Genomic DNA, 14,700 nt, shown 5'->3' on the forward strand with positions numbered 1-14,700 from the left:
GCGAGCAGGTGCTTGGCCTGCTCCGCCTACTGGGCGTTCGCCTTGTCGTGGGTGTCGGCCTCGATGGCCCGGCTCTCCTCCGCGCGGCCGGTGATCTCGACCTTGCGGGGCCTGCTCGTCTCGGCCACGGCGAACCTGAGGGTGAGCACTCCTCGCTCCAGGTCGGCGGACAGGCGCTTGGTGTCGAGGTTGTCCCCGAGGAAGAACTGCCTGCTGAACTCGCCCTGGACGCGTTCGTCGACCAGCAGTTCCTCGTCCTCGCGGCGCAGCGGGTGGCGGCGGGCCCGCACGGTGACCACGTTGCGCTCCACGGTCACCTCGACCTCCTCGCGGTCCACGCCGGGCAGGTCCAGTGCGACGATGAACTCGTCACCGCGGCGGAAGGCCTCCATGGGCATCGCCCGGGTACCACGGCTGCCCGCGAGCACCTGGTCCGTCAGCCGTTCCAGATCGCGGAACGGGTCGAACCGCATCAACGTCATGGTTTCCTCACCTCTCGTCAGGATCTTCGACCACGGGAGCCGTGGACCTCTGCTGTTGGCGGAAACCACAATGGCAAACAGGTCACCGGCCGCGCGTGCTCCTGGGAGGTCGGAATTTCCCTTGCCCACTCGGCCTGGCAGGCCAGATCGGGCGCGTTAGGGTTGTTGGTACGGCACTGGAGGTCACATGACACCAGCGGAGGCGAGCGCGGCTCAGAAGCAGCACGGCAGGCGGCGGGAGCACCTGTCGGACCTGCACCGCCTCCTGGTCATCGCGATGACGATGTTCGACGGCCGCGGCGCCGAGGACATCCTGCGGCTCGCCGAGACCTCGGTGTCCACCTTGAGCGGCTGTGCCGTCGAGGCGGCATACCTCGTCGTCGACGGTGTGCCGAACCGGCGCCCCGGGCCACCCCACGCCGAACTCGACGCGCGGGTCGGGCGGCTCGACGGGCGCAGTGGCCCGATCGTCCTGTCCGACGGCGCCTGGCGCTGGAGCTTCGCGTTGCGGGGGCTGGACGGACTGACCGGGTACCTGGTGGTGCGGGCACCGCAGCCGCCGTCGGCGGACGAGTTCTTCTTGCTCGAGGCACTGGGACAGCAGACGGCCGAGGCGATGGCCAACGCCTCGCTGCACCGCAGGGAACGGGCCCAGGCCCTCGAACTGCGGGCGCTCAACGCGGAACTGTCGGCGACGGTCGCCCGGCTCGAACAGCAGACGAGGGTGCACGAGACGCTCAGCCGCATCCCGGCCTCCGGGGCCGGTGAACCGGGCATCGCGCACGCGCTGCACCAGCTCACGGCGTTGCCGGTGGCGGTGGAGGACCGCTTCGGCAACCTCCGGGCCTGGTGCGGTCCCGACCGGCCCGACCCGTACCCCAAGCCCAGTGCCCACCTGCGCGAGGAGGTGCTCAGGCGGGCGGCGGCCGTCCCGCACCCGGTCCGGGAGAAGGACAGGGTCATCTCGCTGGTCAAGCCGCGGCACGAGGTGCTCGGCGTGCTGGCACTGGTGGACCCGGCCCGGATCGCGGGCAAGGACGAGGTGTTCGCGCTCGAGTACGGGACCACGGTGCTGGCGCTGGAGCTGTCCCACCAGCGCAACCTCGCCGAGGTCGAACTCCGCCTGCACCGGGACCTGGTCGACGACCTGATCATCGGCACCGACCAGGAGAGCGCCTACGCCAGGGCCGACGCGATCGGGCACGACCTGCGCGGCACCCACCACGTGGTTGTCCTGCGCTGGCACGGACAGCAGGCCGAGGACCTCGTCGCCGAGGCCACCGACCGGGCGGTGGACCTGTTGCGGTGGCGGTCACTGGGGTCGCGGCGCTCGGGAGCGGTGGTGCTGCTGGTGCGCGGCCGTCCGGACGGCCAGGCGCTGCACCGCGCGCTCGCGGAGCGGCTGGGCGGCGCGGGCGCGATCGGGATCGGCGGCCGGTGCGAGCGGCCGGGCGACTTCCCGAGGTCGTACTCGGAGGCATTGCGGGCGTTGGACATCCGGTGCAGGTCGCGGGTCCCTTCCGGGGTGACGGCGTTCGACCAGTTGGGGATCTACCGAATACTGGACACCGGCCGCAGCCGCGGCGAGGTCGAGGCGTTCGTCCGGGAGTGGCTCGGCCGGCTGCTGGACTACGACGCGCGGCGGAACTCGGACCTGGTGCGGACGCTGTCGCAGTACCTTGAGTGCGGCGGCAACTACGACGAGACCGCCTCGGCGCTCGCGATCCACCGCAGCACCCTGCGCTACCGGCTCGGCCGGATCCGGGAGATCACCGGGTTCGACCTCAACGACGTGGACAACCGGCTCAACCTGCACGTGGCCACCAGGGCCCTGCGGGTGTTGCGGGGTTCGCAGGGCCACCCCGCCCAAGGGATAACGACCCGAAAACCGTGATCGCTAGCTTCGGGTGCGCGCGCAACCTGACCCAGCGGAAGGAACCCGAACACCGTGAGAAGAGCGATCCTCGCAGCGGTACCGCTGCTGCTGGCGACCTTGGGCGTCGGCACCGCCACCGCGGCGAGCACGCCCCAGACCTGGCACGTGAGCCACCTGGCCGCCCACGCCCAGGGCGAGTCCAGCACCGACGACTGGAACACCACCATCACCGGGTCGGTGACCAGCACCTCGGCCGAGGGCTGCTACTACCTGCTGGTGGTCAGCGACATCCCCGGCACCAAGCCGACCAGGTACACCAAGACCTACTCGGCCAAGCAGTGCGGTACCGGCACGACCCCGGTGTCGATGAAGGTGATCAGTGGCTACTTCGGGCCGAGCTACCGCCTGTGCAAGGACACCGACGACAACTGCGGCACGAACTACTTCGGCCAGGACGTGATCCCCGCGCAGGCGCGGTCCGGGATCAGCGCGGTGGCCAACTCGGGTAACCACTTCCTGGCGCTGCGCGACGGCGGGGTGATCGCCTGGGGCGACAACGACTACGGCGAGAGCACCGTGCCCGCCGAGGCCCAGTCCGGGGTCACGGCCATCTCCGCGGGCAGCACGCACAGCCTGGCTCTGCGCAACGGCAAGGTGCTCGCCTGGGGCGACAACAGCCGGGGGCAGACCGCCGTGCCCGCCGAGGCGCAGTCGGGGGTGACCGCGATCGCCGCGGGCTACTCCTACAACATGGCGCTCAAGGGCGGCAAGGTGCTGGTCTGGGGCGACAACAGCTGGGGTCAGGACAAGGTCCCGGCCGAGGCCCAGTCCGGGGTCACGGCGATCGCCGCGGCGGGCGGCGTGGCGCTGGCGGTCAAGGACGGCAAAGTCCTCGGCTGGGGCAGCAACAACAACGGTGAGCGCACGATCCCGGCCGCCGCGCAGTCCGGGGTCAGCACCGTGGCCACCTCCGGGTTCCACTCGCTGGCGCTCAAGGACGGCAAGGTGCTCGCCTGGGGTGGCAGCAAGAACTCCGGGGAGGCCATCGTGCCCGCGGCGGCCCAGTCCGGGGTGAGCTCGATCGCCGCCTCGGACCGGTGCAGCTACGCCATCAAGGGCAGCCAGCTGCTGTTCTGGGGCGACAGCGACCGCAAGCTCTGCCAGCTGCCGGCCGAGGCGACCACGGGGGTCACCGCGATCGCGCCGGATCAGACCAGGTCGCTGATCCTCAAGGGCGACCAGGTGTTCGCCTGGGGCTTCTACGCCGGGTACTAGTACCGGCCGGTCCGGGTGGGCGCCGTCACCGCGGTGCCCACTCGAACCGCTCCACGTGGCACACCGTGCGGAAGCCCAGCCTGGTGTAGATCCCGGCACCGTCCGGCGAGGCGGTCAGCACGGCGTGCCGGTACCCCGCGGCACGGGCCACGTCCAGGCAGGCCCGCGTGACCGCCGTCCCGGCGCCACGCCCGCGCGCGGTCTCGGCGGTCACGACGTGCTCCACCAGTGCCGCCCCGGGACCCAGGTACACCGCCCCGCAGCTGACCGGCACCCCGTCGAGCAGCCCGAGCAGGTGCGTCACGCTGGTCCTGGCCGATCGCAGCCGGGCCGTGCCCGTCACGAGCTCGCCGTCCTGCTGCCCGGTCAGCAACCGCGCCCAGGTCGGCATCTGCGAGTCGCCGACGGTGACGATCCGCACCGGCCCCCGCACGGGCTCGGCCGGTGCCAGGTCGGCGACCATGCCCGGTTCGGTCTCGTAGTGCTCGATGCCCGCGGCGGCGAAGTCGGCCCGCACCCGATCGTCCACTGTGGACTGTTCGCAGTGCCACAGCATGGGCAGGCCCGCCGCCACGAAGGGCGGCATGACGCGCGCGATCAGGCCGGGCTGGGTCAGGTCCGGGTCGTAGACCCCGTTGAAGCCCTCGTAGGCCACCCCGGTCAGCGCCCAGCGCACCGGCGTCTCGGCGCCGGTGGTGTGTCCCTCGGTGAGCTGCTCGCGGGCCGCCGCCCAGATCGTCTCGGTGACCAGGTCGCGCACGGGTGCAGCGTAAACGGCGTGTCGCGCGAGCCCCGGCACGGCCCATGACAGACTGCTCCCGCGATGTTCACCCCCACCGACCTGGCCGACCTGCTGGAATGCGGGCACCGCAGCGTGCTCGACCAGGCGCGGGCCGCCGGGCTGCCCGGGGCGCCGCGCCCGGCCGCCGGCGCCGACCAGCTGGCCGTCAGGCACGGGCAGGCCCACGAGCTGGCGATGCTGGAGCTGTTCCGGCAGCGGTACGGGGACGGCGTGGTGCAGGTCGACGGGCCGGACCCGGAGCGGGTGACCACCGAGGCCCTGCGGGCGGGCAAGCCGGTGATCTACCAGGCGGTGTTCCGCGAGGGCGAGTTCACCGGGCGCGCGGACTTCCTGGTGGCCGACGAGCAGGGCCGGTACGAGGCGTACGACGCGAAGCTGGCGCGGCACGCGCGGCCCTCGGCGGTGCTGCAACTGACGGCGTACGCGGATGCCTTGCGCGCCACGGGGTTCCCGACCGGGCCGAACATGCACCTGCTGCTCGGTGACGGCAGTCGGCGCACGCTGCGGGTGGACGACTTCGTGCCGCTGATGCGCAGGCTGCGCGACACGCTGCTGGCCAGGCCCGCGCGGTTGCCGGTGCGGCTGTGGGACGACCAGCGCCCGGCCTGCGCGAGCTGCCGTTACGCCGAGCACTGCGCCGCGGGGCGGGAGGCCGACCGGGACCTGTCGCTGGTCGCCGGGATGCGCACCGACCAGCGGCGCAAGCTGGTGGAGGCCGGGTTGGGCACGATCGACGCGCTGGCGGCCGCGCAGCCGGAGGACCGCCCGCGCGAGCTGTCGGCGACGACCTTCGGCGCGCTGCGCGCCCAGGCCGCGATCCAGGTGCGGCAGGACACCAGCGGCGAGGTCAGCTACGAGGTCGTGGACCCGGAGGAGTTGGCGGCCCTGCCCGCGCCGAGTCCGGGCGACGTGTTCTTCGACATGGAGGGCGACCCGTACGCGCTGGGCGGCACCGGGTTGGAGTACCTGTTCGGCGCGGTCACCGTGGACGGCGAGGAGCGGTTCACCCCGTTCTGGGCGCACTCGCGGGCACAGGAGAAGCGGGCCTTCGAGCAGTTCGTGGACTTCGCGGGCGCGCGGCTGGCCGAGCACCCCGAGGCGCACGTCTACCACTACGCGCCCTACGAGGTGACCGCGCTCAAGCGGCTGGCGGCGGTCCACGGCACCCGCGAGGAGGCCGTGGACGACCTGCTGCGCGGCGGGGCGCTGGTGGACCTGTACTCGGTGGTGCGCAAGGCGTTGCGGGTCTCGCAGCGGTCCTACTCGATCAAGTACCTGGAGCCGCTCTACATGCCCTCGGCGCGCGAGGGCGAGGTGAAGACCGCGGCGTCGAGCATCGAGGCGTACGAGGACTACCTGGTGCTGACCGCCGCGGGTGAGCAGGAGCGGGCCGCCGAGGTGCTCGCGGGCATCGGCGACTACAACGAGTACGACTGCGTGTCCACGCACCGGCTCTTCCAGTTCCTGCACCGGGCCAGGCAGGAGGCGGGCATCGAGCCCGCGCCACCGGCCGAGGTGTCCGCCATGGACGCGCTGATGGACGACACGGCCGCGCAGCTGGCCGCCGAGCGCAGGGCGGAGCGGGCGGCCAAGCTGGCCGCCCTGGTCGACCCGCTGCTGGCGGACCTGCCCGAGGACCCGGTGCGGGCCACTGACGAGGAGAAGGCCAAGGCCCTGCTGGCGGCCTCGGTGGGCTACCACCGACGGGAGACCAATCCCGCGTGGTGGGAGTTCTTCCGGCAGGTGGCCGCCCCGCTGTCGGACCTGGAGGTGGACACGACCTGCGCGGTGCCGCTTGCGGTGCACGCCGGGGACTGGCTGCCACCGACCGGCCGGGCGCGCACCGCCAAACGCGTGCTGACCCTGCGCTGCGACCCGGAGCACCCGCACCCGTTCACCGAGGGCGACCAGATCCGGCTGCGCTACCGCTCGGGCACCCGCGACGGGCTGGTCAGCGCCGCCACCGCCGAGGAGCTGACCCTGGTGGAGAGCGCCAAGGTGGACGAGACCCACCAGGACCTGCCCGCGGCCGTGCTGCCCGGCGGCCCGGTCCGGCCCGCGCCCAAGGACGAGGCGGTGGCCGACCTGGCCCGGCTGGTCGTGGACGCGCTGCCGGAGTTGCCCGCGCACCCCGGTGTGGACCTGCTGCGCCGCACCCCGCCGAGGCTGCGCGGCGGGCGTCCGCTGCCCGAACCGGGCGAGGACCTGGTCAGCACCGTGATCGAGACGGTGGACGCCCTGGACGGGTCGGCGCTGGCCGTGCAGGGCCCGCCCGGCGCGGGCAAGACGTACCTGGCTGGCAAGCTGATCGCCCACCTGGTGCGCACCGGGCGGACCGTGGCGGTGACCTCGACCAGCCACAAGGCCGTGGAGAACGTGCTGTCGGCGGCCAAGGCCAGCGCCCCGGAGCTGCCCTGCGCGAAGCGGCCGAAGAAGGCCGCCGACCCGAAGCTGCCCTGGGACCAGCCCAAGGACAACAACGGGCTGGCGCGGTGGCGCGCCGAGCACGACCGGGGCCACCTGGTCGGCGGCACGGCGTGGACCTTCGCCAACGCCGCGCTGCGCGCCGAGCCCTTCGACGTGCTGGTGATCGACGAGGCCGGGCAGTTCGCGCTGGCCGACGCGCTGGCGGTGTCGATGTGCGCGCGCAACCTGGTGCTGCTGGGCGATCCGCAGCAGCTGCCGCAGGTGGTGCAGGGCACCCACCCCGCGGGCGCGGAGGCCTCGGCGCTGGGGCACGTCATCGGCGATGCCGACGTGATCCCCGCCGAGCTGGGCTACTTCCTTGACCAGTCGCGGCGGATGCACCCCGCCGTGTGCGAACCGGTGTCCCTGCTGTCCTACGCGGGCCTGCTGCACGCCCACCAGACGGCGGCGCAGCGCGGGGTGCACGGGGTGGCGGCGGGGCTGTACCTGTCCGAGGTGGACCACCGGGGCAACACCACGCGGTCGGTGGAGGAGGCCGAGGAGGTGGTGCGGATCGTGTCCGAACTGCACGGTCGCAAGTGGACGGACGGGGACTCGACCCGCGAGCTCGGTCCGGCCGACATCCTCGTGGTGGCCCCGTACAACCTCCAGGCCAGGGTCGTCACGCGGGCGCTGGAGCGCGCCGGGTTCGGCGAGGTGCGGGTGGGCACCGTGGACCGGTTCCAGGGCCAGGAGGCACCGGTGGTGATCGCCACGATGACCTCCTCGGCGGCGGTGGACCTGCCACGCGGGCTGGACTTCCTGTTGTCCCGCAACCGGTTGAACGTGGCGCTGTCCCGGGCGCAGGCGGTCGCGGTGCTGGTCTGCTCCCCGCGCCTGGTGCAGGCCGACATCCGCTCGGTGGACCAGATGCGCCTGGTCTCGGGCATGATCGGGCTGATGAACTCGGCGCGGCCCTGGCCTGCCCGCAACAGCTAGTGCAGCAGCAGCGCCAGCAGGCCGGGGGCGGCCAGCACCAGGCAGATGATCAGGTTCTTCACCTTGTGCTCGGCGAGCACCCCGACGAACTCGCGGATCACGGCGCTGGGCAGGAAGTACATCGCGGTGCGGGAACCGATGACCTGGCCGTTGACCTTGGTGCGGCGGGTCAGCAGCGCGGCGCGCAGCACGTGGTAGTTGCTCGTGACCACCACGCACCGGTAGTCCGGCTTGTGCTCGGCCATGATCGCCCGGCTGAAGGTCAGGTTCTGCTCGGTGGTCGCCGAGCGGTCCTCCACCAGCAGGTGCTCCTCGGGCACCCCGGCCGCGACCAGGTAGTCGGCCATCGCCCGGCCCTCGGGCAGGTCCTCGTCGGGCCCCTGCCCGCCGGAGGTCAGGATCAGCGGCTGCCCGCCGCGCGCCCGCATCGCCTCGTAGGCCGTGCGCGCCCGGTCCAGCCGCCCCGCCAGCAGCGGGGGCACCCGGTTGCCGCCGAGCAGGCCGGAGCCCAGCACCACCACGAAGTCCGCGTCGCGGCGGTACCGGATGCGGCCGTAGAACAGGGCGTAGAGCAGGAAGCAGACGAAGACGAAGGAGATGTAGCCCAGCACCGCGGTCAGCGAGAACACCACGGCCATCAGCAGCTCGTTCCTGGTGCCCGCCGCGAACATGCCCAGCAGCACGAAGCCGATGATGCCGAGGCCGACCAGCAGGGACAGCAGGTTGCCAAGGCTGCGGCCCTCGCGGCGCAGCATCGTGACCCCGTTGGCGATCAGGAAGCCGGCCAGGGCCATGATCGACAGCGGCACCAGCGCCAGCAGCAGGAACAGCACGATCACGCCCGCTGTCGGGGAGGCCCTGACCAGCGCGACCATGCCGCCCATGGCCAGGAAACCCAAGCACAGCACCAGGTACACGCCGACCCGCAGCCGCCTGCGGTCGATCAGGAAGCTGATCAGGAAGGCGAGTAGCCACAGCCCGGCGATGCCGAACCACACCGCCTCGATGAGGTTGTAGCCCGAAGCCATAGCCGAAACCTAGTGGATCAGCACACCGGTCACCGCGCCGGGCCGTAGATGGTGCTCAGCCAGATGGTGGCCAGGACCTCCACCACGTCCTGTTCGGACACCGAGGGCGACTCACCGGCGAAGGTGGCGTGCAGCATGCGCTCGTTCATGCGGATCAACGCGATGGCCAGGTCCCGCGCGGGTGCGCCCGGCGGCGCGGCCCCGCGCTCGCGCTCGGCCTCGATCAGCGCGGCGGTGTCGGAGGCCCAACCCTCCATGACCTTGCTCCACAGCTCGCGCACCTCGGAGTTGGACAGCTGCACCTCGGCCGCGGCCAGGGTCACCGCCCGGTGCGCGCCGAAGGTCTCGTAGAAGACCCCGATCGCCTCGCGCCAGCGCGCGGCAGGGTCGTCCCGGTCGCGGCCCAGCACCTCGATGCGGCCCGCCTCGGCCTGCTCGATGATCCGGTCGAACAGCGCGAGCAGCACCGCGTCCTTGGAGGCGAAGTAGAAGTAGAAGGTGGGCCGGGAGATGCCCGCCCCGCGCGCCAGGTCGTCGGTGGAGATCTCGTGGTACGGGCGCTGCTCCAGCAGCCGCTCGGCGGTGGCCAGGATCGCGCGCTCGCGGTCGTCCCCGGACACCCTCGGCGCGCGCCTGCCCCGCACGGGGCGCTCGGTGCTCGGCGTGGGGCTCATCGCGCCGCACTCTACAACCGTCGATTCAGTCGACACACTGTTGACCAGCTCGACGGCGCGTTGATAGCCTCGGTCGACGCCGTGGACGCCGGGAGCTGCCATGACCTACGAACACGTTGACGTGCTCATCATCGGTGCGGGGATCTCCGGCATCGGCGCGGCCTGCCACCTGCGGGCGGGTTCGCCGGGCAAGAGCTTCCTGATCCTGGAGTCGCGTGCCGCGATGGGCGGGACCTGGGACCTGTTCCGCTACCCGGGCATCCGCTCGGACTCGGACATGTTCACCCTGGGCTACGCCTTCCAGCCCTGGCGCTCGGCCAAGGCCATCGCCGACGGGCCCTCGATCCGCGAGTACGTGCGCGAGACCGCCCGCGAGCACCGTGTCGAGGACCGGATCCGCTACCACCACAAGGTGGTGCACGCCGAGTGGTCCTCCGCAGACGCGCGCTGGACCGTGCGGGTGCAGCGCACCGACACCGGGGAGACCCTGCACCTGACCTGCGGCTTCCTGTTCACCTGCACCGGTTACTACCGCTACGACCAGGGCTACTCCCCCGAGTTCCCCGGGGCGCAGGACTTCGCTGGGCAGGTCGTGCACCCGCAGCACTGGCCGGAGGACCTGGACTACGCGGGCAAGCGCGTGGTGGTCATCGGCAGCGGGGCCACGGCCGTGACCCTGGTGCCCGCCATGGCCGAGCGGGCCGAGCACGTCACGATGTTGCAGCGCTCGCCCACCTACGTGATCTCCCGGCCGTCCAAGGACCCGGTGGCCGACAGGCTGCGCGGACTGCTGCCCGCCAAGCTGGCCTACCCGCTGGTCCGCTGGAAGAACGTGTTGCTGTTCCAGCTGTCGTACACGCTCAGCCGCAAGCTGCCCGCGCTGGTCAAGTCGGTGATCCGCAAAGGCGTGCAGCGCGCGATGCCCCCGGGCTACGACGTGGACCGGCACTTCAGGCCCAGCTACGACCCGTGGGACCAGCGGCTGTGCGTGGTGCCCGACGGGGACCTGTTCCGCGCCGTGCGCAGGGGCCGGGCCAGCGTGGTCACCGACCGGATCGAGCGGTTCACCGAGCAGGGCATCCGGCTCGCCTCCGGCGAGGAACTGCCCGCCGACGTGATCGTGACGGCCACCGGGCTGAACCTGCTGCTGCTGGGCGGCATGACGCTCACCGTGGACGGCGAGCCGGTGGACCTGGGCAAGACCGTGGGCTACAAGGGCATGATGCTCAGCGGGGTGCCGAACCTCGCGCTGGCCATCGGCTACACCAACGCCTCCTGGACGCTGAAGGTGGACCTGGTCGGCCAGTACGTGACCCGACTGCTCCAGCACATGGACCGCAACGGGTTCCAGCAGTGCACGCCAAGGGCGCCCGGACCGGACCAGGAGCTGACCCCGCTGATCGACCTCAAGTCCGGCTACGTGCTGCGCTCGGTGGACGTGCTGCCCAAGCAGGGCGCGCGGGTGCCGTGGCGGCTGCGGCAGAACTACTCGCGCGACGTGCTGCAACTGCGCTTCGGCTCGGTGGACGACGAGGGCATGCGCTTCTCGCGGCGGCCCAGCCTGGTACCGAGCAGCACGCGCTGACCACCAGTACGAGCACCCCGAAGCAGACGTAGCCCTCGCCCCTGGGGCCGAACTGGCCCAGGGTCGTCAGCCCCAGTCCGAGCACCGCCAGCCAGCGCCACACGCCACCGCTGGTGGCGAACACCACCAGGGCGGGTGCGATCCACACCCAGTGGTGCGACCAGGACACCGGCGAGAGCAGCAACCCCGCGAACGCGGTGAGCACCACGGCGTGCTGGGACCGTCCCGTGTGGACGAAGTGCCGCACGCCGACCCAGGCCAGCGCGAGCACCGCGGCACAGGCGAACAGCCAGGGCCAGGTGCCCAGATCGAGCCGGGCGACCAGGCCGCGCAGCGACTGGTTGCGGGGGAAGGACAACGCGCCGATGTGGTCGGTGTGCCACAACTCGTTGGTCCAGTAGCGCCAGGAGCTGACCGGGGCCGCGAGCAGGCCCACGGCGGTGCTCGCGGCGAAGGAGCACAGGGTGGTGACGATCGCCCTGCGGTCGCGGCGCACCAGGAGGTAGAGCAGGAACACCAGCGGGGTCAGCTTGATCGCGGCTGCGAACCCGAGCAGCAGCCCGCGCGGCCAAGGCGTGTGCCGGGGCAACAGGTCCAGTGCGACCAGGGCCAGCAGCACCAGGTTCACCTGGCCGAAGCCCAGCGTGGACCGCACAGGTTCCAGCCAGGTCATGGCGGGGGCGAGCACCAGCGCGAGCCAGACCGGTACGCGCAGCTGGCACAGGGCCAGCCCGAGCGCGGCCACCGAGACGAGGACCCAGACCTGGCTCGACACGAGCACGAGCGGGACGAACAGCACGGCGGCCACCGGTGGGTAGGTGAACCACAGCCCCGGCACGACCTGTGCCTGGTACAGGTCACCGCCGTGCAGCAGGAGGTCGCCCGCGGCGCGGTAGACGCGGAAATCCCCATCGCCCGCGTCGTACACCGACAACAGCACGAGATTCAGCACGTTGACGACGACAGCCGCCAGCACTTTGCACACAGCTCTCCCCCAGCGACAATTCCGACCCGCAGTGGTTGTTGCGGGACTTATTGCAGTACTTGGTAGTACTCGATCTGCTTTCCCTCGCCGTCGCGCACCGACACCCCGAACCGGATCCCGTTGTCCGGCAAGGTCCTGCGCACGGGGACAGCGGCCACGAACAGCCCGTCCACCCCTGCATGTGCCTGCGCGGTCTCACCGTTGGGCCCGGTGAACACCACCTGCCGCGCCGCACCGGTCAGCCGTCCCCACAGGAATTCACAGGTGGGGGCGGAGGTGGTCCGGACATCCGGTGCCAATGCTGAGCCGTACACCACCGAGATCCGCCCGGGGGCGGATTCCTCCGAGGACGCGAGGAAATCACCGGTGCCATCGGCGGACCGCAGACAACTGCCAACCGAATCGCCGTAATAACCGAGGAGGAACCGCGTGCCCGCGGGGACGGGCAGCGAGGGGCCGGGCTGCCAGGCCTCGGCGTCGGCCACGGGGTAGCCGGTGGCCGCCCGCCGGGCCATGCACGCGCCGAGGGCACGGCCGGTCTCGGAGTCGCGGTCCCCCTGGGCCACCGGCCGGTCCACGACGCGGAGCAGCCCGTAGCCCGTGGGGGCCTTCACCGGGGTGCCGCCCAGTTCCACCGGGGTCTCCGGGCTCGACCACTCGCCGACCAGCGCGAAGGCAGGCCCCCTGGTGGCCAGCTCGTCCTTGGCCAGGCGGTCCGGCGGCACGACCGTCGATCGCAGCTCGGGCTTGGCCAGCGTGCCGACCAGCACGCCGTCCGGGGTGGCGGCGCGCAGCCGCACCTGGGCGGCGGCCGAGGGCAGCGGCTCGGCCGCCGGGTCGGACACCAGCACCGAGGAACGGGCAAAGGTGCAGACCAGCGGCTGGTCCCCGGCCAGCCACACGGCGGTGCGGTAACCGAAGAGGAACCGCCGCGCCCCGTCGAAGGCCCCGACCGGCTGCCAGCTCGCCCGGTCCGGGTAGCGCTCGGGGTGCGGGGTCCGGCGGGTGGCCTGCCAGCACCGTTCGGTGTCCGCCTCGGTGGGAGCACCGGTGGGCCGCGGCTGCGGCCCGGCCGGTGGGGCGGGCGTCGGCGGTGGACACCTCGCCCAGCAGGCACAGGCGCACCGCCTCCTGCTCGGCCCTGGGCAGCCGGTCCACGGCGGCCAGCACCCGGCTCGCGCCCCGGTCGGTGTCCACCTGCTCGGCGACGCCCTCGGCGTGGTCGGAGTGGGTGAGGTCGAACGGCAGCTTGGACAGCAGGGCGCGCAGCCGCGTCACGCGCCGGAACTCGGTGCGCGCCAGGGCACCGGCCACGGCGTACAGCCAGGGCCGCGCGCTGTCCCGGACCAGGTTCAGCTCGGCGCGCTTGCGCCAGGCCGTCAGGAAGGTCAACGAGGTCAGGTCCTCGGCCAGCGACCAGGACGCGGTCAGCCGGTAGGCGTGGTTCCACACCGCCTCGGCGTGTCGCTCGAACAGCTGAGCGAACGCCGCCTGGTCACCGATCGCCCAGAGTTCGGCGTCGGTGCCGGGTCCCTGGTCCCGGTTGGTCACGGTGTGCACGTCAGGAGGGGGCCGGGCACCCCCGGATTGTTGCACCACGTGAGCCAGATCACCGCGCCGTCGAGCGTGCGGCGCGACCAGGTGCCAGCATCGGCACATGGACGACAACGACCGGCTGCTCCGGCTGATCAGCTGGGTGGGCTGGGCCGAGCCCGACCAGAACCGGTGCGGGCTGCGCTACGGCAGCGAGACCGACCAGGCCCGGCTCAACGAGCGGGAGAAGATGGCCGCGCACACCATGTGCGCCTACTACTCCGGTGCGCTGCGCTACCGGGTGCGCGGGGACGAGGGCGACGCCTTGGACCGCGAGCAGCTGCCGGACTACGCCCTGGAGTTCGCCACCGGCCTGTCCGCCAGGGCGACCGGGCTGATGGGCGAGCTGGTGGCCCGCTCACTGGACCTGCGCGCGGACGTCCAGGACCTCGGCAGGCTGTGGGTGGAGGACGTCAAGTCCACCGCGTGGCGGCTGGTCGTGGCCAACCACCCGGACCGGCTCAGCGCGCCAGGAATCCCGTGAGCTGCTCCACCACGAAGGCGTGGTCCTCGGCCTGGGGCAGGCCCGACACGCCCACAGTGCCGATCGGCCCGACCCCGCGCACGATCACCGGGAACACCCCGCCGTGCGCCGCGTACCGGTCCGGGTCCAGCCGGGACTGCTGCTCGAAGGTGCCGCCCGCCGCGTGGAAGGTGGCCCCGACCAGCATGGAGCTGTGCCCGTAGCGGTCCACCACGCGGCTCTTGCGGTCGATCCACGCGTCGTTGTCCGCGGAGGTGCCCGCCAGCGCGGCGTGGAACAGCCGCTGCCCGTTGCGCCGCACCGAGATCGTCACCGGCAGGCCGCGCTCGCGCGCCGCACGCAGCAGGTGTTCCCCCAGGTCCAGCGCCGTGTCGTTGTCGAAGCGGTCGAACTGCAACCGCTCCTCCTGCTCGGTCAGCTCGGTCAGCAGGTCGCTCATGCGCCCATTAAATCAACACTGTTGCCTAACTGGCACCTGGGCTACCACCAGGTTTGCCCGAGCCGATCCCAC

Annotated in this window: 11 protein-coding genes and 2 pseudogenes; 5 read left to right on the forward strand and 8 right to left on the reverse strand. The window is 72.1% G+C overall.

Features of this window, described 5'->3' with window-relative positions:
- Window positions 1–26: 26 nt before the first annotated feature.
- Window positions 27–482: an Hsp20/alpha crystallin family protein gene (locus tag KALB_RS29885; protein ID WP_025359356.1), complete on the reverse strand. Its 456-nt coding sequence runs from the start codon at window positions 480–482 to the stop codon at window positions 27–29.
- Between the two features lie 187 nt (window positions 483–669).
- Here KALB_RS29885 and KALB_RS29890 point away from each other — a divergent pair, with 187 nt between their 5' ends.
- Window positions 670–2,376: a PucR family transcriptional regulator gene (locus tag KALB_RS29890; RefSeq protein ID WP_025359357.1), complete on the forward strand. Its 1,707-nt coding sequence runs from the start codon at window positions 670–672 to the stop codon at window positions 2,374–2,376.
- A gap of 54 nt (window positions 2,377–2,430) precedes the next feature.
- Window positions 2,431–3,633, forward strand: coding sequence for an RCC1 domain-containing protein (locus KALB_RS44385; protein ID WP_025359358.1), 1,203 nt, complete (start codon window positions 2,431–2,433; stop codon window positions 3,631–3,633).
- A gap of 25 nt (window positions 3,634–3,658) precedes the next feature.
- Here the strand turns inward: KALB_RS44385 and KALB_RS44390 are convergent, their stop codons facing one another.
- Entirely contained in the window at window positions 3,659–4,393 is a 735-nt protein-coding gene (locus KALB_RS44390) for a GNAT family N-acetyltransferase (protein WP_025359359.1), read from the reverse strand.
- Between the two features lie 63 nt (window positions 4,394–4,456).
- Between KALB_RS44390 and KALB_RS29905 the strand changes: the two genes are divergently transcribed.
- Window positions 4,457–7,840 (forward strand): TM0106 family RecB-like putative nuclease, encoded by a 3,384-nt coding sequence (locus tag KALB_RS29905; protein ID WP_025359360.1) that lies wholly within the window; start codon window positions 4,457–4,459, stop codon window positions 7,838–7,840.
- On the opposite strand, the gene KALB_RS29910 is transcribed toward KALB_RS29905, so the two are convergent.
- The gene (locus tag KALB_RS29910) at window positions 7,837–8,868 is read right to left on the reverse strand and encodes a YdcF family protein (RefSeq protein ID WP_030108918.1); all 1,032 of its coding nucleotides are present in this window, start codon (window positions 8,866–8,868) and stop codon (window positions 7,837–7,839) included. The genes KALB_RS29905 and KALB_RS29910 overlap by 4 nt on opposite strands.
- 29 nt (window positions 8,869–8,897) lie before the next feature.
- Window positions 8,898–9,542, reverse strand: a complete 645-nt coding sequence (locus tag KALB_RS29915) for a TetR/AcrR family transcriptional regulator (RefSeq protein ID WP_025359362.1) — start codon at window positions 9,540–9,542, stop codon at window positions 8,898–8,900.
- Between the two features lie 100 nt (window positions 9,543–9,642).
- On the opposite strand from KALB_RS29915, the gene KALB_RS29920 reads away from it, so the two are divergent.
- Window positions 9,643–11,127 (forward strand): flavin-containing monooxygenase, encoded by a 1,485-nt coding sequence (locus tag KALB_RS29920; RefSeq protein ID WP_025359363.1) that lies wholly within the window; start codon window positions 9,643–9,645, stop codon window positions 11,125–11,127.
- A 181-nt stretch (window positions 11,128–11,308) separates the two neighbouring features.
- On the opposite strand, the pseudogene KALB_RS49515 reads toward KALB_RS29920, so the two are convergent.
- The 3 genes and pseudogenes from KALB_RS49515 to KALB_RS49525 form a co-directional block, all read right to left on the reverse strand.
- Window positions 11,309–12,112: pseudogene (locus KALB_RS49515) on the reverse strand (glycosyltransferase family 87 protein); the annotation flags it as partial.
- Window positions 12,113–12,159: 47 nt separating this feature from the next.
- The gene (locus KALB_RS49520; protein WP_025359365.1) at window positions 12,160–13,014 is read right to left on the reverse strand and encodes a hypothetical protein; all 855 of its coding nucleotides are present in this window, start codon (window positions 13,012–13,014) and stop codon (window positions 12,160–12,162) included.
- Window positions 13,015–13,264: 250 nt separating this feature from the next.
- Window positions 13,265–13,771 (reverse strand): annotated as a pseudogene (locus KALB_RS49525) (RNA polymerase sigma factor); the annotation flags it as partial.
- Between KALB_RS49525 and KALB_RS29940 the strand changes: the two are divergent.
- Window positions 13,770–14,189, forward strand: coding sequence for a hypothetical protein (locus KALB_RS29940; RefSeq protein ID WP_025359367.1), 420 nt, complete (start codon window positions 13,770–13,772; stop codon window positions 14,187–14,189). The pseudogene KALB_RS49525 and the gene KALB_RS29940 sit on opposite strands and share 2 nt — an antisense overlap.
- Here the strand turns inward: KALB_RS29940 and KALB_RS29945 are convergent.
- A complete protein-coding gene (locus KALB_RS29945; RefSeq protein ID WP_025359368.1) occupies window positions 14,167–14,628 on the reverse strand; it encodes a heme-degrading domain-containing protein in 462 nt (153 codons plus the stop codon). The genes KALB_RS29940 and KALB_RS29945 overlap by 23 nt on opposite strands.
- Between the last annotated feature and the right edge of the window lie 72 nt (window positions 14,629–14,700).

Source organism: Kutzneria viridogrisea DSM 43870 (assembly GCF_000525635.1).
GTDB classification, from domain to species: Bacteria; Actinomycetota; Actinomycetes; order Mycobacteriales; family Pseudonocardiaceae; genus Kutzneria; species Kutzneria viridogrisea.

Excerpts from the sequence above, each read along its gene's own strand:
- KALB_RS29885 (WP_025359356.1), bottom strand. The coding sequence starts at position 482 with ATGACGTTGATGCGGTTCGACCCGTTCCGCGATCTGGAACGGCTGACG.
- KALB_RS29890 (WP_025359357.1), top strand. The coding sequence starts at position 670 with ATGACACCAGCGGAGGCGAGCGCGGCTCAGAAGCAGCACGGCAGGCGG.
- KALB_RS29905 (WP_025359360.1), top strand. The coding sequence starts at position 4,457 with ATGTTCACCCCCACCGACCTGGCCGACCTGCTGGAATGCGGGCACCGC.
- KALB_RS29910 (WP_030108918.1), bottom strand. The coding sequence starts at position 8,868 with ATGGCTTCGGGCTACAACCTCATCGAGGCGGTGTGGTTCGGCATCGCC.
- KALB_RS29915 (WP_025359362.1), bottom strand. The coding sequence starts at position 9,542 with ATGAGCCCCACGCCGAGCACCGAGCGCCCCGTGCGGGGCAGGCGCGCG.
- KALB_RS29920 (WP_025359363.1), top strand. The coding sequence starts at position 9,643 with ATGACCTACGAACACGTTGACGTGCTCATCATCGGTGCGGGGATCTCC.
- KALB_RS29940 (WP_025359367.1), top strand. The coding sequence starts at position 13,770 with ATGGACGACAACGACCGGCTGCTCCGGCTGATCAGCTGGGTGGGCTGG.
- KALB_RS29945 (WP_025359368.1), bottom strand. The coding sequence starts at position 14,628 with ATGAGCGACCTGCTGACCGAGCTGACCGAGCAGGAGGAGCGGTTGCAG.